General features: G+C 72.6%; 20 protein-coding genes. 10 read left to right on the top strand and 10 right to left on the bottom strand.

The window, feature by feature from the left end:
* Positions 1-104 precede the first annotated feature (104 nt).
* Positions 105-494 carry a metalloregulator ArsR/SmtB family transcription factor gene (locus AAC134_RS12880; protein ID WP_339949499.1) on the top strand — a complete coding sequence of 130 codons (390 nt, stop codon included), beginning with the start codon at positions 105-107 and terminating at the stop codon, positions 492-494.
* A complete protein-coding gene (locus AAC134_RS12875) occupies positions 491-1,525 on the top strand; it encodes a permease (RefSeq protein WP_339949498.1) in 1,035 nt (344 codons plus the stop codon). The genes AAC134_RS12880 and AAC134_RS12875 overlap by 4 nt, the downstream gene beginning before the upstream one ends.
* Before the next feature lie 54 nt (positions 1,526-1,579).
* Here AAC134_RS12875 and AAC134_RS12870 read toward each other — a convergent pair whose 3' ends face one another.
* The 4 genes from AAC134_RS12870 to rpe all read right to left on the bottom strand — a co-directional run bounded on the left by AAC134_RS12870 (position 1,580) and on the right by rpe (position 5,616).
* Entirely contained in the window at positions 1,580-2,989 is a 1,410-nt protein-coding gene (locus AAC134_RS12870; protein WP_339949497.1) for a TrkH family potassium uptake protein, read from the bottom strand.
* 379 nt (positions 2,990-3,368) lie between these two features.
* Positions 3,369-4,106, bottom strand: a complete 738-nt coding sequence (locus AAC134_RS12865) for an SDR family NAD(P)-dependent oxidoreductase (RefSeq protein WP_339949496.1) — start codon at positions 4,104-4,106, stop codon at positions 3,369-3,371.
* A 10-nt stretch (positions 4,107-4,116) separates the two neighbouring features.
* Positions 4,117-4,722 carry a glutathione S-transferase family protein gene (locus AAC134_RS12860; RefSeq protein WP_339949495.1) on the bottom strand — a complete coding sequence of 202 codons (606 nt, stop codon included), beginning with the start codon at positions 4,720-4,722 and terminating at the stop codon, positions 4,117-4,119.
* Positions 4,723-4,890: 168 nt separating this feature from the next.
* Positions 4,891-5,616 (bottom strand): ribulose-phosphate 3-epimerase, encoded by a 726-nt coding sequence (rpe, locus tag AAC134_RS12855; RefSeq protein ID WP_339949494.1) that lies wholly within the window; start codon positions 5,614-5,616, stop codon positions 4,891-4,893.
* A gap of 203 nt (positions 5,617-5,819) precedes the next feature.
* Here rpe and AAC134_RS12850 point away from each other — a divergent pair, with 203 nt between their 5' ends.
* Entirely contained in the window at positions 5,820-6,773 is a 954-nt protein-coding gene (locus AAC134_RS12850) for a radical SAM protein (RefSeq protein ID WP_339949493.1), read from the top strand.
* A 110-nt stretch (positions 6,774-6,883) separates the two neighbouring features.
* Here the strand turns inward: AAC134_RS12850 and AAC134_RS12845 are convergent, their stop codons facing one another.
* The 3 genes from AAC134_RS12845 to AAC134_RS12835 form a co-directional block, all read right to left on the bottom strand.
* The gene (locus AAC134_RS12845; RefSeq protein ID WP_339949492.1) at positions 6,884-7,621 is read right to left on the bottom strand and encodes a hypothetical protein; all 738 of its coding nucleotides are present in this window, start codon (positions 7,619-7,621) and stop codon (positions 6,884-6,886) included.
* Positions 7,622-7,751: 130 nt separating this feature from the next.
* On the bottom strand, positions 7,752-8,864 hold the full coding sequence (aroB, locus tag AAC134_RS12840; RefSeq protein ID WP_339949491.1) for a 3-dehydroquinate synthase: 1,113 nt from the start codon (positions 8,862-8,864) through the stop codon (positions 7,752-7,754).
* Between the two features lie 35 nt (positions 8,865-8,899).
* Positions 8,900-9,409, bottom strand: a complete 510-nt coding sequence (locus AAC134_RS12835) for a shikimate kinase (protein ID WP_339949512.1) — start codon at positions 9,407-9,409, stop codon at positions 8,900-8,902.
* Between the two features lie 415 nt (positions 9,410-9,824).
* Here AAC134_RS12835 and AAC134_RS12830 point away from each other — a divergent pair, with 415 nt between their 5' ends.
* The gene (locus tag AAC134_RS12830; protein WP_339949490.1) at positions 9,825-9,959 is read left to right on the top strand and encodes a hypothetical protein; all 135 of its coding nucleotides are present in this window, start codon (positions 9,825-9,827) and stop codon (positions 9,957-9,959) included.
* A 5-nt stretch (positions 9,960-9,964) separates the two neighbouring features.
* Positions 9,965-10,882, top strand: coding sequence for a site-specific tyrosine recombinase XerD (locus tag AAC134_RS12825; protein ID WP_339949489.1), 918 nt, complete (start codon positions 9,965-9,967; stop codon positions 10,880-10,882).
* Between the two features lie 81 nt (positions 10,883-10,963).
* Here AAC134_RS12825 and AAC134_RS12820 read toward each other — a convergent pair whose 3' ends face one another.
* Together AAC134_RS12820 and AAC134_RS12815 are read right to left on the bottom strand one after the other, a co-directional pair.
* Positions 10,964-12,886: an acyl-CoA synthetase gene (locus AAC134_RS12820; RefSeq protein WP_339949488.1), complete on the bottom strand. Its 1,923-nt coding sequence runs from the start codon at positions 12,884-12,886 to the stop codon at positions 10,964-10,966.
* Between the two features lie 198 nt (positions 12,887-13,084).
* A complete protein-coding gene (locus AAC134_RS12815; RefSeq protein ID WP_339949487.1) occupies positions 13,085-14,860 on the bottom strand; it encodes an ABC transporter transmembrane domain-containing protein in 1,776 nt (591 codons plus the stop codon).
* An 827-nt stretch (positions 14,861-15,687) separates the two neighbouring features.
* Here AAC134_RS12815 and AAC134_RS12810 point away from each other — a divergent pair.
* Positions 15,688-16,905 (top strand): MFS transporter, encoded by a 1,218-nt coding sequence (locus AAC134_RS12810; RefSeq protein ID WP_339949486.1) that lies wholly within the window; start codon positions 15,688-15,690, stop codon positions 16,903-16,905.
* Between the two features lie 113 nt (positions 16,906-17,018).
* The gene (gene metG / locus AAC134_RS12805; protein ID WP_339949485.1) at positions 17,019-18,755 is read left to right on the top strand and encodes a methionine--tRNA ligase; all 1,737 of its coding nucleotides are present in this window, start codon (positions 17,019-17,021) and stop codon (positions 18,753-18,755) included.
* Between the two features lie 124 nt (positions 18,756-18,879).
* Here metG and AAC134_RS12800 read toward each other — a convergent pair whose 3' ends face one another.
* On the bottom strand, positions 18,880-19,872 hold the full coding sequence (locus tag AAC134_RS12800; protein WP_339949484.1) for a hypothetical protein: 993 nt from the start codon (positions 19,870-19,872) through the stop codon (positions 18,880-18,882).
* A gap of 309 nt (positions 19,873-20,181) precedes the next feature.
* Between AAC134_RS12800 and AAC134_RS12795 the strand changes: the two genes are divergently transcribed.
* The 3 genes from AAC134_RS12795 (at position 20,182) to AAC134_RS12785 (ending at position 23,293) form a co-directional block, all read left to right on the top strand.
* Positions 20,182-21,426 (top strand): adenylate/guanylate cyclase domain-containing protein, encoded by a 1,245-nt coding sequence (locus AAC134_RS12795; RefSeq protein WP_339949483.1) that lies wholly within the window; start codon positions 20,182-20,184, stop codon positions 21,424-21,426.
* Between the two features lie 221 nt (positions 21,427-21,647).
* Positions 21,648-22,343 (top strand): hypothetical protein, encoded by a 696-nt coding sequence (locus AAC134_RS12790; RefSeq protein WP_339949481.1) that lies wholly within the window; start codon positions 21,648-21,650, stop codon positions 22,341-22,343.
* Positions 22,334-23,293: a hypothetical protein gene (locus tag AAC134_RS12785; RefSeq protein ID WP_339949480.1), complete on the top strand. Its 960-nt coding sequence runs from the start codon at positions 22,334-22,336 to the stop codon at positions 23,291-23,293. The genes AAC134_RS12790 and AAC134_RS12785 overlap by 10 nt, the downstream gene beginning before the upstream one ends.
* Positions 23,294-23,345: the final 52 nt, after the last annotated feature.

The raw sequence follows: 23,345 nt of genomic DNA, 5'->3' as shown, positions 1-23,345 counted from the left end.
TGCGGGCGGGCTTGGCTGCCTCGCGCCGGCGACGGGGGGGCGCATGGAGCTCCCGCCGTGCGATCGGGCTTGACCGGGGCCGTCATTTCTATATTTCTAGAATCATGACAACGACAACCGCCCCCCCCGTCTCCCAGGCAGAGGCGCCCGCCCCCGAGGCCGCCGCACAGGCCTTCGCCGCGCTCGGCTCCGAGCCGCGGCTCGAGGTGATCCGCACCCTGGTGCGCGCCGGGCCCGAGGGCCTGGCCGTGGGCGCGCTGCAGGAGCGGCTGGGCATCGCCGCCTCGACCCTCTCGCATCACCTGCGCTTCCTCTCAGCCGCCGGGCTGCTGAGCCAGGAGCGTCAGGGCCGCTCGCTGATCTGCCGGGCGAGCTTTGCCAACATCTCCGCCCTCGTCGGCTTCCTGCAGCGCGAGTGCTGCGCCGACGCGGGCGGTCCCGCCGCCCATGCCCACCCGGGCTGCCTCAGCCCCTCCGAGGGAGCGCAGAGATGACCGAGCTTGCCCTTCGCACCGCCGACGCGTTCTGGAGCCGCCTGCGCGGCCTCGACCGCGTCTGGCTGCTGATCGCCGCCGTGGCGCTGGCGACCGCCCTGCTGGCCCCGGCCGACGCGCCGGAGGTCTTCGAGGTGGCGGTGTCCTCCTTCCTCTCGACCCTGCCGTTCATCGCCGTCGCGGTCGCCCTGGTCGCCTGGCTGAAGGCCACGGGCGCCGAGGCGATCGTGGCCCGGGCCTTTCAGGGCCGCGAGATCCGCATGATCGTGCTGGCAGCGGCGGTGGGGGGCCTCGCGCCCTTCTGCTCCTGCCAGGTGATCCCCTTCATCGCGGGGCTGCTGGCGCTGGGCGCGCCGATCTCGGCGGTGATGGCGTTCTGGCTCTCCTCGCCGCTGATGGACCCGGCGAGCTTCATGATCACCGCCGGCGCGCTGGGCTGGACCTTCGCCATCGGCAAGGCGGTGGCTGCGGTCGGCGTGGGCCTCGGGGGCGGGCTGCTGACCGCCGGGGCGATGCGCGCGGGGCTGTTCGCCAACCCCCTCAAGGCGACCGCGCCCTCGGGCGGCTGCGGCTGCGGCTCGCCGTTCAAGGGCAAGCCGGTGTGGCGGTTCTGGCAGGTCGAGAAGCGCCGCGAGACCTTCCGGACCGAGGCCCTGTCCAACGCGCTGTTCCTCGTGAAGTGGCTGGCGCTGGCCTACCTGCTCGAAGGGCTGATGATCCGCTTCGTCCCCGCCGAGACGGTCGGCGCGCTGGCGGGCGGCGACGGGCCGCTGTCGGTGGTCGTCGGGGCGCTGGTGGGCATGCCCGCCTACCTCAACGGCTACGCCGCGCCGCCGCTGGTCGCGGCGCTGATCGCCCAGGGGATGAGCGCGGGCGCGGCCATGGCCTTCCTGACCGCCGGCGCCGTCTCGTGCATCCCGGCGATGGCGGCGGTGTGGTCGCTGGTCCGCCTGCCGGTGTTTGCGGCCTACGTGGCCCTCGGGCTGGGGGGCGCCATCGTCTCGGGGCTCTTGTTCTCGCTGGTGGTCTGAGCCGAGCCTCCCCGACCCCGGAGGGGCCGCGCGCCGCGCGGCCCCTTTCGCGTTTCAGGCCCGCATCGTCCTGAGCAGCACAAGCACCGTCATCACCTCGAGCCGCCCCAGCAGCATCCCCGCGGTCAGCAGCCACTTGGCCGCCGCGGGCAGCGAGGCGAAGGAGCCCGCGGGCCCGATCACGTCTCCGATCCCCGGCCCCACGTTGGCCAGCGCCGTGGCGGCGCCGCTGACTGCGGTGGCCATGTCCAGCCCGATCATTCCCAGCGCCATCGCCAGCAGGAAGAAGGTCAGCAGGAAGAACAGACAGAAGGCGATGACCGAGTTCAGCGCCCCCTCGTCCACCCGCCGCCCCTCGAACCGCACCACCTGCACCGAGTTGGGGCTGTGCACCCGCCGCACCGCCGCGAACAGCGCCTTGGCGGCGATGATGATCCGCATCGACTTCAGCCCGCCCGAGGTCGAGCCCGTGCAGCCCCCGAAACAGGTGATGATCAGGAACGCGGCCATCGGCGCCGGCCCCCACAGCATGTAGTCGGTGTTGGCAAAGCCCGTGGTGGTCACCAGGCTGACCACGTTGAAGGCGGCCAGGCGCAGCGCGTCCAGCGGCGCCTCGGCCCGCTCGACGACCAGCCACACGGCGACCGCCAGCACGATCGCGCCCAGCGACAGAAGGTAGACGCGCACCTGCTCTGAGGCGAAGACATGACGCGCCCAGCCGCGCAGGTACCACACGAACGGCAGGCTGCCCGAGAGCATGAACGCGACCGCCACCCACTGGATCGAGGGCGTGTCGTTGTAATGCCCCAGCGAGGCGTCGTGGGTCGAGAATCCCCCCGTCGACACCGTGGTCATCGCATGCATCAGCGCCTCGAAGTCGCCCATCCCGCACAGCTCGTAGGCCACCATGCAGGCCAGCGTCAGCAGCACGTAGACGACCGCCGTGCCCGCCGCGAAGCGCCCGGCCGAGGCGAACAGCTTCTCGGCCTTGTCCGATGATTCGGCGCGGAAAAGCTGCATGCCCCCCACCCGCAGCATCGGCAGCACCGCGATTCCCATCACGATGATCCCCACGCCCCCCAGCCATTGCAGCATCGAGCGCCAGGCCAGCAGCCCCCGCGGCTGCCCGTCCAGCCCCGAAATCACCGTCGAGCCGGTGGTGGTCAGCCCCGACATCGCCTCGAACACCGCGTCGGTGACGCTCAGCCCGCCCAGGATCATCGGGGCCGCCCCCGCCGCGGCCGCGCTCGCCCAGGCCGAGGCGGTCATCACGAAGGCATGCTGGGCGCGGAATCCGGCCCGCCCGCCACGCGCCGCGGCGGCGAGAATCGCGCCCAGCACCGTGACCAGAAAGGCGGCCTGCGCGAACGGCCCGTCCGGCCGCCCGTCGATCGCGGCCGGCGCCAGCATCAGCAGGCCCATCGCGGCAATCACGACGCCATTGATGAAGACAACGAGCTGCAAGGCGCGGAAACGCTCGACTGCGGCCCCCCGGCGGGCCTTTGGCGGAAGCTAGGCGCATCGCCGGGGGCTGTCCATACGGGCGCGCCGCGGCCGCCTCGCGCCTGCCCCTCCCCGCCCGCGGCACGACGCGCAAAAGAAAAGGCCACGCGAAAATGCGTGGCCCTTTTCAGTTCTACAAACCCATCGGCGGGAGTAATTTCCCTGGGACAGGTTACACTCTGTATACGGCCAAGGAACTTGGGGAGAGTTCCAGAGGCCTATTGGCACACTACGCTGAGCTGGGGTCAACGCTCACGCAACTGATGCGAGAGTTAATGTAGCGCTCATCCAACCGGCGTCAAGTGCTAAGTGTGCCGGACTAGGACAGAAACGTATTCCATTACAATATCATACCTCCATCTACCGTAAGCGTCTGCCCGTAGACATAGCCCGCCAGCGGCGAGGCGAGGAACAACGCCGCGCCGGCCATGTCGGCCGGTTCGCCCAGCCGTCCGGCCGGAATCCCCGCCAGCGCGCCGGCCTTCCGGTCAGGGTTCTCGGTCGTCACCTTGGTCAGCTTGGTGTCCACCAGCCCGGGCGCAATTCCGTTCACCCGGATGCCCTCGGGGGCCCAGGCCTGGCCCAGCGTGCGGGTCAGCCCCACCACCCCCGCCTTCGAGGCGGCATAGGCCGGATTCCCCTTCGCCGCATGGTAGGCCACGATCGAGCTGACCAGGATCAGCGCGCCCTTCGCCTGCGCCAGCATGCCGCGGAACTTCAGCGCGCAGGCCATCTGCGAGTTCAGGTTGACGTCGACGACGCGCTGGAAGCCCGCCATCTCGAACTCGCCGCGCTTGTAGAGAACCGTGCCCTGGCAGGCGACCAGCACGTCGAGCCTGTCGAAGGCGGGGGTCGCCGCCTCGACCGTCGCGAAGTCGGCCGCGTCGACCTGCTGGTAGCGCAGGCCCGAGAGGTCCGAGCCCTCGACGCCCGCATAATCCTCGACGCCGGGACGGGTGCCCCAGACATGCACCTCGGCGCCCCGCTCGCGGAAGCCGTGGGCGACGCCGTTGCCGATGCCGCTCGAGCCGCCCACGACGAGAACGGTCTTGCCGGTGAAATCCAGGGGGTCGGTCATGCTCATCCCCTCAGGCGTCCCAGGCGGCGGCGAGCGCGGGGCGGGCCTTGAGCCGCTCGACATAGGCCGAGAGATTGGGCCGCCCCGCCCGGTCGGTCAGCCGCGAGGACCCCACGATGCAGGCGTGGCCGCACATGATGTCGGCGGCCGAGAAGTCGCCGGCGAGGTATTCGCGCCCCTCCAGCCCCTGTTCGACCGCGTCGAGCATCCGCGCCAGCAGCTTCTCGGCGCGCACCGCGTTGACCGGGTTGCGCTTGTCCTCGGGCAGCAGGATCGTCTCGACCACCAGCGTGTTGACGGGCGGCATGATCATCCCCTCGGCGTAGTGGAACCACTGGAGATAGCGGGGGAACTCCTCCGACTCGACCGCCGGCGCGAGGCGACCGGGAGCGTGGCGCGCGAGGATGTATTCCACGATCGCCCCGGATTCGTAGAGACTGACGTCCCCGTCATGAAGCACCGGCACCCGGCCGAGCGGGTGGCTCCTGGCCAGCTCCGGCCCGCGCATCGCCGGGTCGCCCAGCTTGTAGCGCTCGAGCTCGTAGTCCAGTCCCAGCTCGTTGAGCAGCCAGACGATCCTGACCGCCCGCGTGTTCGGGGCGTAGCAGACTTTCATGGGGGCCTCCCGGTTCTGGCGTCGTCGCGGCCGCTTCGCGCGGCCTTCGCGGCGCAGCCTAACGACCGGCAGGCAGGGCGTCCACGCCCGCGGGCGGCTGGCCGAGGCGACGCCCGGGCGGGCGCGGCGAGCCGGCCCGGGGGACGCACAGCCGACCCGATCGGAGGCTCAGGCCGGGACGCGCGCGGCCTCGGCCGCCGCGCGGATCGCCGCGATGTTGCGGCAGTAGGGCTTGGGATCGCTGGCCGACCCGCCCTTGAACACCGCCGAGCCCGCCACCAGCACATCCGCCCCGGCCGCGGCCACCAGCGGCGCGGTTTCGGTCGTGACGCCGCCGTCGATCTCGATGTGCACCGGCCGGTCGCCCAGCATCTCGCGCAGGCGGCGGATCTTGGGAATCTGCGAGCCGATGAACTTCTGCCCGCCGAAGCCCGGGTTCACCGTCATCACGCACACGAGATCGATGCGGTCGAGCACGTATTCGATCGCCTCGGCCGGGGTGGCCGGGTTCAGCGCCACGCCCGCAAGGCAGCCCAGCTCGCGGATCGCCTGCAGGGTGCGGTCGAGGTGGGGGCCCGCCTCGGCATGAGCGGTGATCACGTCGGCGCCGGCCTCCGCGAAGGCCCGCAGATAGGGGTCCACCGGCGCAATCATCAGGTGCACGTCCATCACGCCCGACACGTGCGGGCGCAGGGCGCGCACCGTCTCGGGGCCGAAGGTGATGTTGGGCACGAAGTGACCGTCCATCACGTCCACGTGGATCCAGTCGGCGCCAGCGGCCTCGGCCGCGCGGCACTCGGCCCCGAAGTTGGCGAAATCGGCGGCCAGGATCGAGGGCGCGATCTTGATCGGTCGATCCATGGCGGGGGGAAGGATCGGGCTGTCAGCGGTCATGGAGCGGCTCCGGCTGCGCGTCGCGTCGGCGTCAGGGGCGGGGGGCGTGGTCGGCTTAGCGCGCGCCCCGTCCTCCGTCCAGCGGCCGAGTCGCCGCGGCCGCCCGCAATCTTACATCTGCGTGAGCAACGCGGCCCCACCGCTTGACCCTGCCCGCCCCGCCTGCGCTGACTCGTCCCGATCCCCCTTCCCCGGAGCCGCCGATGTCGACCCAACAGCCCCTGCTCCCCGCCGCCCCGCGCAAGTTCGCCGATCCCGACGTGACCGCGAACGGCGAGCCGCGGGCCTCGGTGGCGCTGACCCGGCCGCGGACGCTGTGGTTCAACACCGGGACGCTGTGCAACATCGCCTGCGCCACCTGCTATATCGAGAGCTCGCCGAGCAACGACCGCCTGATCTACATCACCACGCAGGAGGTGGAGCGGTTCCTGGACGAGGCCGCCGCCCTCGACTGGCCGCTGGAGGAGATCGGCTTCACCGGCGGCGAGCCCTTCCTCAACCCCCAGGCCCCCGCGATGATCGAGGCGGCGCTGTCCCGCGGCTTTGAGGTTCTGGTGCTGACCAACGCCATGCGCCCGATGCTGCGCCCTGCGGTGCGGGAGGCGCTGGCCCGCCTGATCGACGCGCATGGCGCGCGCCTGACCTTCCGCGTCTCGCTCGACCACCCCGAGCCCGCGCGCCACGACGCCGAGCGCGGCGCGGGGGCCTTCGCCTCGGCGCTCGAGGGTCTGCGCTGGCTGCGCGACCGGGGCGCGCGCCTGGCCGTGGCGGGTCGCCTGTGGGAGGGGACGGACGCCGACCTGCGCGCCCGCTTCGCCGCCCTGTTTGCGGCCGAGCGCCTGCCCATCGAGGCCGCCGACCCCGGCGCCTGCGTGCTGTTCCCCGAGATGGACGCGCGCGCCGACGTGCCCGAGATCACCACCGCCTGCTGGGGGATCCTGAACAAGCGCCCCGAAGAGGTGATGTGCGCCTCATCGCGGATGGTTGTGCGCCGCAAGGGCGCGCCGCGCGCCTCGGTCGCGTCGTGCACGCTTCTGCCCTACGCGCCAGAGTTCGACCTGGGCGAGAGCCTCGCCGAGGCCTCGGCCCCGGTGAAGCTCAATCACCCGCATTGCGCGACGTTCTGCGTGTTGGGCGGGGCGAGCTGCTCGGCCTGAAGCCAAGCTGCGGCCTGCGGGCGCTCCGTCGCGCCGTCTCGAGTCGGGTCGCGCCGCGTCAGGTCGCCCGGCGGGCCAGTCCGTCAGGTCGCCCGGTTCACGTCGCCCGGTCAAGCCGAACGGCGCCGCGCCCGCACCGCGCCGAAGGCGGAAAGGCCTGCGGCCAGCATCAGCGCAGGCGCCGGAAGCGGCGCGGGCGTCGGCGCCTCGGCCGAACTCCCGCCCGAGAACAGGTTCGTGGCCGAGACATAAAGGCTGACATGGCTGATGCCATTGCCGTTCGAGCGGACGAAGTCGCCCATCGTGACGCCCGGCTGAATCAGGAACATCACCACGCTGCCCGCCGACGCGCCGTCGTCGTCCTTCTTTTTCTTCTTGCCGCTGCCGGACTTGAACAGGATCACCGCGCTCGACCAGTCGTCCCACAGGCCGTCGTCGAACGAGAACGAGCCGCCGTCCTCGCCGCCCGTGACCGCAAAGCCCAGACCGGCGACGCCGGTCTCGTATTTGCTCTCGTCGATCTCGTACTTGGAGGCGAAGACCCAGTCCTCAAGCGTGAAGGCGGCCTCCGCGTTCAGGTCCGCCGCCTTGTCGTTGTGGGCGTTGAGAACCTGGCAATCGAGGCCGAAGCCCGAGGCGTCGCCCGCAAGGTTGGCAGACGCGCATGGCAGCGTGGAGGCGGTTGCGGCCATCGCCTGGCCGTCGCCAATGATCAGAACGCCCGCCAGACCCAGCACAGACGCAAACAGACTCGCGCGCGAAATCCGCGCGAGCGAACGCAACGACAGAAGCATTGCCAAACCTTTCGACCCCGAACGCCGGCCCATCCCCATGGGCCGGTCATTCACGTAACATTCATAATGTCACAAGTCCTGAATATGAGCAACGCGGCCGCCATGCAAGCAATTATTCACCGCGATGAAGAACGATTTTTAAGGTTAATGCAGTTGCGTCAGCTGAGCGATCCGGCCGAATCGCTCAGCGCGCGGCGGCCGCGTCGAGCGTGGCGCGGAGGGCCTCGACCGATACCTCGCGGGTCACGAACGCCTCCCCGATGCCGCGCGCGAGGATGAAGGTCGGCACGCCCGCCTTCACCTTCTTGTCCTGGGCCATCAGGGCGATCAGCCCGTCCGAGTCGGGAAGCTCGCCCGGAATGTCTCCCAGGCGCGCCCGCATCCCCATCGCCTGGAAATGCGCCGCCACGCGGCCCGGCGTCTCCTGCGAACACAGGCCGAGGCGTGCGGACAGCTCGAAGGCCAGCTGGCAGCCGATCGAGACGCCCTCGCCGTGCAGAAGGCGCGCGGAATAGCCGGTCGCCGCCTCCAGCGCATGCCCGAAGGTGTGGCCGAGGTTCAGCAGCGCCCGGTCCCCGGTCTCGGTCTCGTCGCGGGCCACGATCTCGGCCTTCATCTCGCACGAGCGGCGCACCGCCCGGATCCGCGCCGCCACGTCCCCCGCGGCCAGCGCCGCGCCGCCCTCGCCCTCGAGCCAGTCGAAGAACGCGGCGTCGCCCAGCAGGCCGTACTTGACCACCTCGGCGTAGCCCGAAAGCAGCTCGCGCGCCGGCAGCGTCTCGAGCGCGTCGGTGTCGGCGAGCACCAGGCGGGGCTGGTGGAAGGCGCCGATCAGGTTCTTGCCGTGGGGCGAGTTCACCCCGGTCTTGCCGCCCACGGCGCTGTCCACCTGCGCCAGCAGCGTGGTGGGGACCTGCACGAAACCCACGCCCCGGCGCAGGATCGCGGCCGCGAAGCCCGCCAGGTCGCCGATCACGCCGCCGCCGAGCGCCACCACCAGGTCCGCCCGCTCGACCTTCTGCGCCAGCAGCCATTCCACCGTGCGGCCGAGGTCGGCCCAGTTCTTGGTGCCCTCGCCCGGCGGCAGCGCCAGCGCCTGCATCTCGACGCCCGAGGCCGCCAGCCCCTCGCGCAGCGGCTCGAGCCAGCGGGCGGCGACGGTCTCGTCGGTGATCACCGCGACCCGCGGGCGCGGCAGAAGGGGGGCGATGAATTCGCCCGCGCGCGCGATCAGGCCGGGGCCGATCTCGATCGAATAGGCCCGCGCGCCCAGCGCGACGTCCACGGTCTCCCGCATGGTCCCCTGCCCCTCTTCCGGTTTCCTGTCCGCCCTCAGGCGGGTTTCGCGTCGCCCCGAGCCGCCAGCGCCTCGAGGATGCGCGCAACGACCGCCTCATGCCGCTCGCCGGCGTGGCTGTCCACCGTCACGTCGGCATGGGCATAGACCGGGTAGCGCGCGGCCATCAGGTCGGCCAGCGTCTTGCGCGGGTCGCCGGTCGCCAGCAGCGGGCGCGTGGCGCCGCCCTTCTTCATAACCCGCCCCAGCAGCGTGTCGAGCTCGGCGCGCAGCCAGCACACGCTCGCCCCCCGCTCGCGGATCGCCGCACGGGTCAGGTCGTTCATCCAGGCCCCGCCGCCGGTGGCGATCACCTGGGGCCCGCGCTCGAGCAGGCGGGAGATCACGCGCCGTTCGCCGTCGCGGAACTCCGGCTCGCCATACTGGGCGAAGATCTCGGGAATGGTCATGCGGGCGGCGCGCACCACCTCCTCGTCGCTGTCCACGAAGGGGGTCGCCAGGCGCGCGGCCAGGCGCCGCCCGACCGAGGTCTTGCCCGCCCCCATCAGCCCGATCAGCACCACCGGCCGCGCCAGCCGCAGCGACGAGGGCCCGCCCAGCGACGCCTCGGACGTTTCCGCGTCGGTGTCGGCGTCAGCATCGGCGTCGGGCGCGGCGGCCGGGTCCGGCCTGGGATCGGCGTCGGGCGTGGTCATGGTCTCGGGTCCTGCCCGGCCGCGATGCGGTCGGGCGCGTTGCGGGGCCCGGACGCGCCCTGTAGAGTGCGCGCCGAGGCAAAGCCGCGCCTCTTTACGTCAGCGCGGAGCGCGGCGCAAAGGGCCGGCGGGCCGCGACGACGAGGTCGGAGGCGCAGATCAGCGTCGCCCGGCCCCGAGACGGGCGCAAGACCCGTCCGGGCGCGCGTCGCGCGGTCGAATCGAACCCAACAAGCGGCGCCGCCCGGCGCCCGGCGGAGCAGGCATGTCGGTGGTCTTCAGATACCTTCTCTATCTCGTCCTGCTGGCGGCGGCGGGCTTCGCCGTCTACGCGGCGATCGCCGAGCTTCCCGCGCCGGTGCGCGAGATCACGGCCCCCGCCCCTCCGCCGAACGGCTGAGGGCGATGACGCCCCGCGAGCCCCTGCGCGCCTTCCTCGAGGCGCTGCAGGCAGAGCGCGGCGCGGCCCCCAACACGCTGGCGGCCTATGCGCGCGACCTCCGGGACCTGGCCGAGTTCGCCGGCGCGGACTGGCCCGAGGCGGGGCGCGAGACGCTGGAGGCGTGGCTGGGCGACCTCGAATCCCGCGGCCTGGGCCAGGCGACGCGGGCGCGCCGGCTGTCGGCCGCGCGCCAGTTCTACCGCTTCGCCCTGTCGGAGGGCTGGCGCGAGGACGACCCCGCCGCGCGTCTCTCGGGCCCCGGCGCCGCCCGCCGTCTGCCCAAGACCCTGACCGAAGCCGAGGCCGAGGCCCTGCTGACCGCCGCCCGCGCCCCCCTGCGCGGGACCGAGGCCGGCAAGCGCGACGCCCTGCGCCTCGCCTGCCTGATGGAGCTGCTCTACGCCACCGGCCTGCGGGTCAGCGAGCTGGTCTCGCTGCCCGTCGCCGCGGTGCGCGGCGATCCGCGCATGGTGCTGGTGCGCGGCAAGGGGGGGAAGGAGCGGATGGTCCCCCTCTCGGCCCCCGCGCGCGAGATGCTGGCGGCCTGGCTGGCGCTGCGCGACGCGGCGCCGGGGTGGAAGGGCTCGGCGCACCTGTTCCCGTCCTCGGGCAAGGCGGGCCACGTTACCCGCCAGCGGATGTGGCAGCTGATCCAGGGGCTGGCCGTGCGCGCGGGCATCGATCCGGCCCGCGTCTCGCCCCACACCCTGCGCCACGCCTTCGCCACGCACCTGCTGGCGCACGGGGCGGACCTGCGCTCGATCCAGCAGCTTCTGGGCCACGCGGACCTCTCGACGACCGAGATCTACACCCATGTCCTCGACGCCCGCCTGCGCGAACTGGTGCTGACCCATCACCCGCTGGCCGCGCCGCGGGCCTAGGACCCCGCAACAGCAAAAGGGCCGCCCCCCGGGGGACGGCCCTTTCGCGTTCGCAAGGCGCGGCGGGCGCCGCGGCCCGCCTCAGGCCATGGCGGGGGCCGAGGAAACCACGCGCACCGGCTGGGGGAACACGCCCAGGATCTCCTTCACCCGCGCCTCGCTGAGGTTGGGGGAGGCCGGGGTCACCACGCTGACGAGGCCGAGCTTCTTGTCCTCGACCACCTCGATCGAGGCCTCGACCCCGGCGGCGGCCAGCGCCTCGCCGTGCACGCGCGCGATGGCGCTCTTGCGCAGGTCGGGCTTGAAGATCTTGCCGACGGCGGTCTTGGGGATCTCGGCCATCAGCTCGATGTAGCGGGGGTGGGCGGCGCGCTCATGCACATGCTCGACCGCCCACTCGCGCAGCTCCTCGACCGTGACCTCGGCGCCTGCGGCAAGCTCGACATAGGCCGCCGGCACCTCGCCCGAATGCGCGTCGGGCTGACCGATCGCGCCCACGAAGGCGACGGCGGGATGGCGGGCCAGCGCCTCCTCGATCTCGGCGGGGTCGATGTTGTGACCGCCGCGGATGATCAGGTCCTTGGCCCGGCCGGTGATCCACAGGTAGCCGTCGGCGTCCATCCGGCCCAGATCCCCGGTGCGCAGCCAGGTGCCGTCGGCATAGAGGTTCACGTTGCGCGCGGCCTCGAGGTAGGTCGCCCCCGGCCGCACCCCGGGGTTGGAGACGCAGATCTCGCCGATCTCGTCGACCGCGCAGTCCTTGGTCACCGCGCCCGAGGCGTCCATGTGCAGGATCCGCACCTCGGTGTAGGGGAACGGCAGCCCGACCGAGCCCACCTTCTGCACCCCGTCGCGCGGGTTGCACGACACGAGGCAGGTCGCCTCGGTCATCCCGTAGCCCTCGAGGATCTTGACCCCGGTGGCCTGCTCGAACCGCTCGAACAGCGCCTTGGGCAGGGGCGAGGAGCCGCAGAGCGCGTATTTGACGCTCGAGACGTCGGCGTCGATCTTGCGCTGCATCAGCGCGCCCGCGGCGGTGGGCACCACGATCATCAGGGTCGCCTTCCAGCGCTCGACCAGCTTCCAGAAGTTGTCGAAGACCCCGTCGCCGCGATAGCCCGCGGGCGTCGGCATCACCATGTGCGCGCCCGACATGATGCAGGCCATCCAGATCGGATAGGCCGCGAAGACGTGGAACATCGGCAGCGGGCAGAGCAGCACGTCGGTCTCGCGCACCATCATCGCCGCCGAGCACCAGCCGTTGTAGAGCATCCCCACATGCGCGTGCTGGGCCACCTTGGGCATGCCGGTGGTGCCGCCGGTGTGGAAGCAGGCGCCGATCTGGGTCTCGTCGCCGGATTCGGCGAAGGTCAGCTCGGCCGAGCGCTTGGCGATCTCGGTGTGGAAATCCAGCACCTTCGCGTTGTGCCCGCCGGGGCGCTTGGGCCGGATCAGCGGCACGATCCAGCTCAGCGGCGGCGAGAGGTAGCGCTTCAGGTCGACCTCGACCACCGCCTTGACGTTGGGGGCCTGCGCCACCGCGGCGGCGGCCTTGTCGGCGACGTCGGTCTTGGGGAACGGCGCCAGCGTCACCAGCACCTTGGCGTCCAGCTCGCGCAGCAGGGCGCCCAGGCTCTCGGCGTCGAGCAGCGGGTTCAGCGGGCAGACCTTGCCCGCGGTGGCGCCCGCGATCAGGGTGATCGCGGCCTCGTTGCAGTTGGGCAGCAGGTAGGCGACCGCGTCGCCCTCGTTCACCCCGAGGTCGCGCAGCAGGTTGGCCGTCTGGGCCGACTGGGCGCGGACCTCGGACCAGGTCAGCGTGATCGCCTTGTCGGTCGGGCCCGAGGTGATCTGGAAGCTGACCGCCGGCCGGCGCGGGTAGTCCGAGGCCGTCTGCGAGACCTGCTCGTAGACGCTCCTGGCGCTCCAGCGGTCCGCGACGGGCATTTCCTCCCACCGGTCCTTGTCCATGCGCGTGGCGAAGTCGCCGCTCTCGCTGACCATCCCGTCTCCTCCCTGAGACATTTCAATTAGAGCTTGCATCCTGACTTGGCGGCCCCGGGGCCGGGGCGCAAGTCGAACCTGACGTAAGCGGAAGCTTCTGCGGGCCTCCCTCCCGCAGACTAGCGTCGTTTCCGCGGCTTGAGGACGAAAATCACGCGCGCTCGCCGGCGCGGCCCCACCCTCGCGCGGGCGGGCCGGTCACTCCGCGGTGAACTGCAGCCGCGCGAGCCGGGCGTAGACGCCGTCCGAGGCGACGAGCTCGGCGTGGGTGCCCTCGGCCGCGACGCGCCCGCGCTCCATCACCAGGATGCGGTCGGCGCGCTTCACGGTGGCGAGGCGATGGGCGATGACCAGGGTGGTGCGGGTCTCCGACAGGCGGGCCACGGCCTCCTGCACCAGGCGCTCGGACTCCGCGTCCAGCGCCGAGGTCGCCTCGTCGAGCAGCAGCACCGGCGCGTCGCGCAGGATCGCCCGGGCGATCGCCAGCCGCTGCTTCTGCCCGCCCGAGAGCATCACGCCGCGCTCGCCGACATAGGCGTCGTAGCCCTCGGGCAGGTCCATGATGAACTCGTGCGCGGCGGCGGCGCGGGCGGCGGCCTCGACCTGCTCGCGGGTGGCGCCGGCGGTCCCGAAGGCGATGTTGGCCGCGATCGTGTCGGCGAAGATCGCCGGATCCTGGCTGACCACCGAGAAGATCCGGCGCAGGTCGGGCTGGGTCATCTCGGCCGCCCCGGTCCCGTCGACGCGGATCTGGCCGCTCTGGGGATCGTAGAAGCGCAGCAGCAGCTGGAAGATCGTGGTCTTGCCCGCGCCCGAGGGGCCGACCAGCGCCACCGTCTCGCCGGGCTTCACGGCGAAGGAGACATGGTCGAGGGCCGAACGCTCGGGGCGCGCGGGATAGCGGAAGCTGACGTCCTCGAACACGATCTCGCCGCGCGCAGGGTTCGGCGCGGGGACCGGAGCGACGGGGGCCTCGATCGGGTCTTCGGCGTCCATCAGCTCCAGCAGCCGCTCGGTCGCGCCGGCGGCGCGCTGCAGCTCGCCCCAGATCTCCGACAGCGAGCCGGTGGCGCCGGCCACCAGGCCTGCGTAGATCAGGAACTGCACCAGCTCGCCCGCCGACATGCGCCCGTCGCGCAGGTCCGCGGCGCCGATCCACAGCACCCCCACGACGGCCGAGAACACCAGGAAGATCACCGCCGCGGTCAGCAGGGCGCGCGCGAAGATGCGCTGGCGGGCGGCCTCGAAGCTTTTCTCGACCAGACCGCCGTAGAGGCGCCGGCTGTCGTCCTCGGCGGTGTAGGCCTGCACGGTCTGGGCAGCGAGCAGCGTCTCGGAGGCGCGCGCCGAACTGTCGGCCAGCGCCTCCTGATTGATCTTGGAGAGGTGACGCACCTTGCGCCCGAAGACCAGGATCGGGATCACCACCAGCGGCACGATCAGCAGCGCGTAGCCGGTCAGCTTCGGCGAGGTCCAGAACATCAGCGCCAGCCCCCCGATCAGCAGGAGCGAGTTGCGCAGGGCGACCGAGACCGAGGACGAGATCACCGAGAGCAGCAGCGTGGTGTCGGCGTTCAGGCGGCTGAGCACCTCGCCGGTCATCAGGCGTTCGTAGAAGGCCGGGCTCATGCCGATGACGCGGTCGTAGACGATGCGGCGCACGTCCGCGACCACCCGCTCGCCCAACCGGGTGACGAGGTAGTAGCGCGCCGCGGTGGCCACCGCGAGCGCGGCCGAAATGCCGAGCGCGGTGAGGAAATAGTAGTCCATCAGCTCGATGCGCTCGGCCTGGAAGCCGTCGACGACGCGGCCGGCGGCGATGGGCAGCAGCAGGTTGAGGACGGTGGTGGTCAGCAGCATCGCCAGCGCGGCCCAGGCCATGGCGCGGTAGGGGCCGAGCAGCGGCCCCAGCCGGCGGAGCCCGCCGACCGAGCGCGAGCGGGGACGGTCCTTGGTGTCGTCTGCGTCGGCCACGGGCGCTCTCGTCGCTGGGGACCGGTCGCGGGACCGGGCCGGGGGTCGGGGCGGGCCGTTCCGATACCAGCGCCACAGGCGCGGGGCAATGCGGCCGAGGCGCGGAGGCGCCGCGTCGGGCCTCGCGCCCGTGGGACCCCGGTCTCTCGCGGCGCGTTGCAGGCGCGGTGTCTGTGGCCCGGGGGCCCGGGATCTGCGGCGCGCGCCGCCAAGCCGCGATCGCGCGGGGGGCGCCCGCCCCGGCGCAGGCTCCGGCTGCGAGGGCCTCCGGCTGCGAAATATTCGCCGGTTTGTGAGTTTGGTCACGCTCCGATCACGCAGCCCATGTCAAAACCGAGTCGTCCCTACGGAATCGACGCGATTGTCCCTGCCCGGATCGCCGCGCCGCCTTCGTCAGAGCCGGCCCGCTTCTGTCCCTCGTGAGCGTGACGGCCGTCGGACCGGGACCTCTTCCCTCCCCCGGGCGCGGGGAAAGGACGAGGCCCCGGAACGGACCCGACCCGGGGCGGCGCCGGTCAGCGCCGCTGGTCCTCCGGGGCGCGGCATGGCGCGCCTCCCTCGCCGAGCTCGGCCCCGGAGGACGATTTTTCTTCTTCCCCTCATTCTTCTTCCCCTCAATCGATCCCGCGCCAACCGCAGGCGGCCCCCGCGCGCCTTGGCCCTTGCGCGCGGCGCGTGTCCCTCGGCGCCTCGACCCGGCGGATTTTCCACAGTCGGGGCGCGCAAAACGCTCGACCGCGGCGCCGGTTCGGGGCAAGGGGGAGGTGGGCGCGCGCCTCGCCTGGCGCCGTCGCCCGCTCCCCGCCGTCCATCGCGACCCTGGCCCCATGCGCACGATCATCTCCCTCGCCGCCCTGCTGATGTCGGTGGCGCTCGTCCAGCTGGGCTCGGGCTCGCTGGCGCCGCTCGACACGCTGTCGGGCACGGCGCTTGGATTCTCGGCCTCCGAGATCGGGCTGCTCGGCTCGGCCCATTTCGTGGGCTTCTTCGTGGGCTGCTGGCTGGCGCCGCGGATGACCGGCACCATCGGCCACGTTCGCGTCTTCGCGGCCTTCGCGGCCTCGGGCGCCATCGGCGCGCTGGCCCATCCGCTGTGGCACGAGCCCTGGTTCTGGGCGGCCCTGCGCATGCTGACTGGCTTCGCGGTGGCGGGGTCTGCGACCGTGATCGAGGGCTGGCTGCAGGCGCGCGTCACCAACCAGACCCGCGGCCGGGTGATCGGGATCTACCGGGTCGTGGACCTCGGCGCGGCGCTGGCCGCGCAGGCGATGATCTCGTTCCTGCCGCCGGCGACCTTCGTCTCCTACAACATCGTGGCGATGCTCTGCTGCCTGTGCCTCGTGCCCCTGACCCTGAGCAGCACGCCCGAGCCCGAGCGTCCCGAGACGCCTCCGCGGCTGCGCCCCCTGAAGACCTTCCGCCTGTCGCCGCTGGGCGCGGCGGGGGTGTTCGTGGCCGGCATCACCATGCCCGCCTTCCGCATGGTCGGACCTCTCTACGGGCTCGAGGTCGGGCTCGACGCGCAGGGGATTGCGCTGTTCCTGTCCGCGGCGATCCTGGGGGGCGCGCTCGCCCAGGCGCCGGTGGGCTGGCTCGCCGACAAGCACGACCGGCGCTGGGTCCTGGTGTGGCTGTCGGTGGCCGCGATGGCGGTCTGCCTGGGCGTGGCCTGGATCGGGGGGGCATCGCCCGCGGCGATCTACGGCGGCGCGCTGGTCTTCGGGCTGGTCAGCTACCCGATCTACTCGGTCAGTTCGGCGCACGCCAACGACTTCGCCCAGCCGGTCGAGGCGATCGAGCTGAACGCCTCGCTGTTGTTCATCTACGCCATGGGCGCGATCCTGGCGCCGTTCCTCTCGGCCCGCCTGATCGCGGCGGCCGGCCCCTCGTCGCTGTTCGTGTTCATTGCGCTCGCTCACCTCGCGCTCGCGGTGATCGGCTTCTGGCGGATGCGGGCGCGCCCCACGGCGATCGAGAAGACCGCCTATGTCTACACCCCCCGCTCCTCGTTCATCGTCGACCGCCTCCTGCGCCGCCGGCGCTGACTCCCCCGCCGGTCCCCTGCGCAGCCGTCGGGGAGACGATGCGTTAAGAGGGGCGCGACCTCCGACCGGACGCCGCGCAAGCCCGCGGCCACACGCAGACCAACCGGACCCGCATGACCCGCATCCTCGTCACCTCCGCCCTGCCCTACATCAACGGGATCAAGCATCTCGGGAACCTGGTCGGCAGCCAGCTGCCCTCCGACGCCTACGCCCGCGTGATGCGCCAGCGCGGCCACGAGGTGCTGCTGATCTGCGCCACCGACGAGCATGGCACCCCCACCGAGCTCGCCGCCGCCAAGGCCGGCAAGTCGCCGGCCGACTTCTGCGACGAGATGCACGAGGTTCAGGCCGGCATCGCCCAGGGCTTCCGGCTGAGCTTCGACCACTTCGGCCGCTCGTCCTCCCAGCGCAACCACCGCCTGACCCAGCATCTCGCCGCCCGGCTCGCCGACGCGGGCCTGATCGCCGAGGTGACCGAGAGCCAGATCTGGTCGCCGGCCGACGGCCGTTTCCTGCCCGACCGCTACGTCGAGGGAACCTGCCCCAACTGCGGCTACGAGAAGGCCCGCGGCGACCAGTGCGAGAACTGCACCAAGCAGCTCGACCCCACCGACCTGATCGCGCCCTACTCGGCCATCTCCGGCTCGACCGATCTCGAGGTGCGCGAGACCAAGCACCTCCATCTGCGCCAGTCGGCCATGCGCGCCCGCCTGACCGAGTGGATCGAGACCCGCAAGGACTGGCCGGTCCTGACCACGTCAATCGCGAAGAAATGGCTCAACGACGGCGACGGCCTGCAGGACCGCGGCATCACCCGCGACCTCGACTGGGGGATCCCGGTGCGGCGCGGCGAGGCCGAGTGGCCGGGGATGGAGGGCAAGGTCTTCTACGTCTGGTTCGACGCCCCCATCGCCTATATCGCGGCCACCGCCGAATGGGCCGACGCCACCGGCCAGGACGACGCCGCCTGGCAGCGCTGGTGGCGCGACGACAAGGGGGCGCAGGACGTCCGCTATGTCGAGTTCATGGGCAAGGACAACGTCCCCTTCCACACGCTCTCCTTCCCCGTCACGATGATGGGCGCCTCCGACCCGGACGGCGAGCGCTGGCATCTGGTGGACTACATCAAGTCCACCAACTGGCTGAACTACGAGGGGGGCAAGTTCTCGACCTCCTCGGGCCGGGGCGTGTTCATGGACCAGGCGCTCGAGATCCTGCCCCCCGACTACTGGCGCTGGTGGCTGCTGGCCAACATCCCCGAGAACGCCGACACCGACTTCACCTGGGAGAATTTCCAGGCCGGCGTGAACAAGGACCTCGCCGACGTGCTGGGCAACTTCGTCTCCCGCGTCACCAAGTTCTGCCGCGCCCGCTTCGGCGAGGAAGTGCCCCGCGGCGGCGCCTACGGCGAGCAGGAGGCCGCGGTCACCGCCGAGATCGCCGAGCGCTTGAAGGCCTACGAGGCCCACTGGGACGCCATCGCCATCCGCCGCGCCGCATCCGAGCTGCGCGCGATCTGGGTGGCGGGCAACGAATACCTCCAGCGCGCCGAGCCCTGGGCCGTGTTCAAAACCGACCCCGAGCGTGCGGCGGCCGTGATCCGCTTCTCGCTGAACCTCGTGCGTCTCTACGGCATCCTGTCGCGGCCGTTCACGCCCGACGCGTCGGACACGATCCTCGAGGCGCTGGGGCTCGACCCCCAGAGCGCCTCGCTCGACTGGCCCAAGGACGTGGGCGAGGCCCTCTCGGCCCTCTCGGCCGGCCACGCCTTCACGGTCCCCGAGGTCCTCTTCGCCAAGATCACCGACGAGGCCCGCGAGGAGATGGCCGCCCGCTTCGCCGGCGCCTGACCCCTGCGCCGCCTGGCGCGGCGCCCGCCAGACAGGGCGCCCCGGGCCTGACCCGGGGCCTCCGCCGCCCGCGCAACGCCGATCTTGCGGGCGCGCTCCTCGCGTGTCCGGCGGACCGCCGGCCTCAGCTCCGCCGGCGCCGCGCCGCCGCGCCGAGGGCCAGCAGCCCCCCGGCCAGCAGGCCGCCTGCCGCGGGAACCGGAACGGCCGCGACGCCGAAGCTCCCCTCCGACAGCTCCGCCCCCACGCCCTCGCCCGACACGCCGAGCCGGTAGCCCACGATCTCGGCCACCGTCAGCACGTCGGCCTCCGAAGGCAGAACCCGCCGCCCCGAATACTGGATCGGAAACAGCAGCGAGTAATAGTAGGGGCTGTTGAGCTCCAACGCTCCGCCGTCCCGGTATTCCGCCACGTGTCCCCCGCCGTCGGTCGTCAGCGGAACCTCGAAGACGTCGGCGGTCCCCGGCTGGACGATCTCGACCGAGCCGTCGTCGAACGGGCTGAGGCCGTAGTCGCCAAAGCCGATGGCGTGGGCCATCTCGTGCAGCAGCACGGTGAAGGCGTCAAAGCGCCCGGCCGCCTCGCCGGTCGCGCCGGTGTGGCGCCGGCTCGCCTCGATCGTCCCGCCCGCGCCATCGCTCGCCGTGGTCACCAGCGCGGTCGCGCCATAGGCGCCCGCCAGGTCGTAGGGCGTCGGGTCGAGATACCAGCCCCCCGTGACGTCCGAGGCGAGCAGCACCTGCCGCCCGTTCGTCTGCCCCAGCACCCCGGGTCCGGCCGCAGGCGAGGTGCTCGCCGTCGTCGCCCCCAGCCCGCCGATGTCGGCCCAGGCGACCGCGACATTGAACACGGTCCCCGCGCCGTTGTCGTCCAGCGCGGCCTCCCACACGCTGGCGGCCGCCTGGGCCAGCGCCAGCAGCGTGCCCCCGCCGGCCGAGCTGACCGGACCGGGCAGCGCCAACCCGGAGGTCGAGGCCGAGACGTTGATGCTCAGCGCCGCCGCCGGCGTTCCCGCCAGCCCCGCGGCCGCCAGAGCCCCCGCGATCGCGCAGGCGAGCCCGCCCGCCCTCGCGCGCCGGTCGCCCTCGCGCCCGGCGCTGTCCTGGTCGTTGATCATGATGCCCCCCCATGCCCGACGCCGCGCGCTGCGAGGCGCATTCGCCGGTGTCACCGACCCTAGCCCGGCCGCGCCCGCCCCCTCAAGCTCCCCGTCGCCGCCGGCGGTCGGCCGCCAGGGGGCCATGGCCGGACCTTGCCCCTGCCCCGCCTCCGCGAGACACCCGGCCCGATCCCGCCCCACGCGACAACCGCACGACCCCATCGGGCGCCGCCCTGCACGAGGTCGCGAGCCCCCCCGCGTCCGCCTTGTGATTTCTTGTCGCGTCTGCGCGTTGCCGTGGGGTAGGCGCGCGCCTATCTTGCGTCGATGACGCACACGCCTCTCGCCGACGAGATCGAGTCCTGGCTCCTCGACCAGGCCCTCGACGACCCCGACATCCTCCAGTTGTTCGGGGACCTGTGCCTGCGCCTGCACGCCATCGGCCTGCCGCTCGAGCGCGCCGCGCTGAGCTGGCCGACCCTGCACCCGCTGTTCCAGGCCGAGCAGATCTACTGGCGCCTCGGCGAGGAGGCGCAGCTGTTCCAGTTCCGCCACGACGCCGAACGCTCGAAGGATTTCGAGAAGAGCCCCTTCAAGCACATCCTGGTCCACCGCCTCGACCGCCTTCGCCGGCGGCTCGAGGGGCCCGACAAGCACCTCGATTTCCCGGTGCTCCTGGACCTCAACCAGGACGGTTTCACCGATTACCTGCTGACCGCCACCCGCTTCCGCGTGGCCGAGGTCGACGGCTACCGCGGCGGCGATTCAGGCCTGATGGCCTCCTGGGCGACGCGGCGGCCGGGGGGCTTCTCGGACGGCGACCTCGAGGCGCTGAGCCGGGTGCAGAAGGTCTTCGCCGTGGCCTGCCACGCCGCGATCCAGAAGCGGGTGATGGTCAACCTCGCCGACGCCTACCTCGGGGCCACCGCCGCCACGCGCGCGCTGAAGGGCGACGTGCGCCGCGGCGACGGCGAGCGGATCCGCGCGGTCGTCTGGCACTCCGACCTGCGCGGCTCGACGCGGCTGTCCAACGAGATGGCGCCCGAGGCCTACCTCGACCTGCTCAAGACCTACTACGACTGCACCGCCCAGCCGGTGATCGAGGAGGGGGGCGAGATCCTCGAGTTCATCGGCGACGCGGTGCTCGCGATCTTCCCGATCCGCGGCGACACCGGCGGGCCGGAGGCCGTGCGCGCCGCCGTGCGGGCGATGGAGAAGGCGCTCGACCTGCGCGAGGCCTGGATCGAGGCCGCCCCCGAGGACGCCCGCCAGCGGATGAACTTCTCGATCGCGATGAGCGTGGGCGAAGTGATGTTCGGCAACATCGGCGTGCCGACCCGGCTGACCTTCTCGGCCATCGGCACGGCGGTGAACAAGGTGGCCCGCCTCGACGAGATCTCGAAGTCGCTGGGCCGGATGGTGCTGGTCACGCGCGAGGTCGCCCAGGTCGAGCCCGACCGCTGGACCTCGCTCGGCCCGCAACCCCTGCGCGACTTCGACCGCGACGTCGAACTGTTCACCCGGGCCTGCGCCCGCGACGCGGTGCTGCCGATCACCGCCGCCGCGAGCTGAGGCGCCGCCTCCGCCCGGGGCGACGCCTCGGCCCGCGGCGGGAAGGCCCGTCCCCCCGCCCGCAAGCGTCCGTTTCTCGGCGAGCTCCCCGATCGTCCGCGCTCATGGGCTCTGCGCGCCCCGGCGGGGTTGACCCGGACCCTCCCGGCGCCTGCAAATCGGAGCGGTCCCCGGTTCGGGGGCGGCTTGCGGCGGCGGTCGCGCGGCAGAGGGAAGAGGGCATGGTCACGCGACTGCTTCTGGCGCTCAGCCTCGCGGTGATCGGCGCGGCGCTCGGCGGGCTGATCGGGGCGGCCGGCGTCGCGCGCGGCGAGGGGCTGGCCGGCGGCGCCAAGGTCGCGCTGGGGCTGGTCGCGGGCGCGAGCCTGGGCCTGGTCTTCGGCGCGCTGGTCGCCTGGCGCGCCAGCCCCGGACGGCGCCGCGCGCTGCTGATCCCCGCCGGCCCGGTGGCGCTGGTCCTTGTCGGCCTCGGCGCCTGGGGCTGGGTCGAGGCGACCCGCGCCCCCTCCGACCTGCCCGAGGCCTATGCCGGCCTGCCGGTCTTCACCCTCTCGCTGATCCGCGAGCCCGAGGCCGACCCGGTCCTCGCGCGCCGCGCGACCCTCGACGCGCCCGCCCGGGAGTGGCGGGTGGAACTGCCCGACGGGCGCCTCTGCCGCGGGACCCTGCGCGCCTCGGTTCAGGCGCGGGTGGGCGAGGCCGCGCGCGCCGTCCTGCCCCCGCCCACGCCCCTGCCCGCCCCCTGCGAAACCGGCTTCCCCGAGCGGCTGTCCTGGCGGCTCGAGGGCGCGGCGCCGGAAGCGGGCGAGATCTCGCTCGCGCCCGCCTGCCTCTCGGCGCTGCCGGGGCTTTCGCTGCTGGCGGGGCTGGTCGCCTCGGGCTCGACGCTCGCCGAGAGCGGCGCGCGATGCGACTGAGGCTCGCCCTGGCCCTGGCGCTGCTGGCCGCCGCCCCCCTGCGCGCCCAGCCCGCGCCGCCCTGCGCCCCGACGCCCGAGCGTCACGCCCGCCCCGTTTCCGGCGAGGTCGCCGGCGAGCGCGGGTGGGAGAGCGCGGTCGGCGACTGGCGCCTGCGCCTGAACCGGGTCTCCCACGGCTGGTCGCTGCGCGTGCTCGACGCCCGCGGCCTCGACTTGTCGCTGATGACCCCGCCCCGCCATGGCCCGACCAACCCGCGCGAGATCCTTGGCTGGCACTTCCGCGACGCGGCCAACGCCGGACCCAACGACGGCTCGCTCAACGCCCCTCAGCGCCTGCGCCTGTTCGAGTTCGAGCCCGCCTACGCCGGCACCGCCGGTCCGAGGGCCCCGCTCGACGCCCTGCCCCCCGGAACCGGGCGCGGCTGGCTGCGGATCGACGACCTCGGGCTCGCCGACCTCGCCCGCGGCGAGCGCGCGCGCGCCGTGTGGATGCGCTTCTCCGCCTGCCTGACATGGCCGAAGACCCCCGGGGAGATCGCAGCAGAGGCCGACGCCGCCTCCCCCCTCTACACACCCGGGGAGCGCGCCCGCCTGGCCGCCTGCGGCCTGACCGAGGCCGAGACGGCGGACCCCTGGCTCCTGCCCCGGGCGCTGGCGGGCGACTTCGACGGCGACGGGGGCGGCGACCTCGCGGTCCCGGCGCGGCGCGCGGGGGGGCGGGAAATCGTCCTCTGCCTCTCGCGCGACCGTCGGCTGAGCGTCGGGCCCGGCGCGCCCGGCCTGCCAGACGACCTCCTCCCGCGGCTCGAGGCCTGGTCGGTCGAGCCCGGCGTCCGCCCCGCCCCCGACGTCCTGCTGCTCGACCGACTGGAGAAGTCCCGCCACGCCCTCACCCTGCGCGAGGGCGCCCCGGTGGTGACGCGACGTTTCCAGATCGTCACCCAATAGGCGCCGGAACCGGGGTTGGTTTTCGCGTCGCCGCCCCCCATCTGCGCGATCC

Origin of the sequence: uncultured Albimonas sp., from assembly GCF_963977235.1 — a bacterium.
Taxonomy (GTDB): Bacteria; Pseudomonadota; Alphaproteobacteria; order Rhodobacterales; family Rhodobacteraceae; genus Albimonas.
This window is presented reverse-complemented; position numbering and strand designations above follow the sequence as displayed.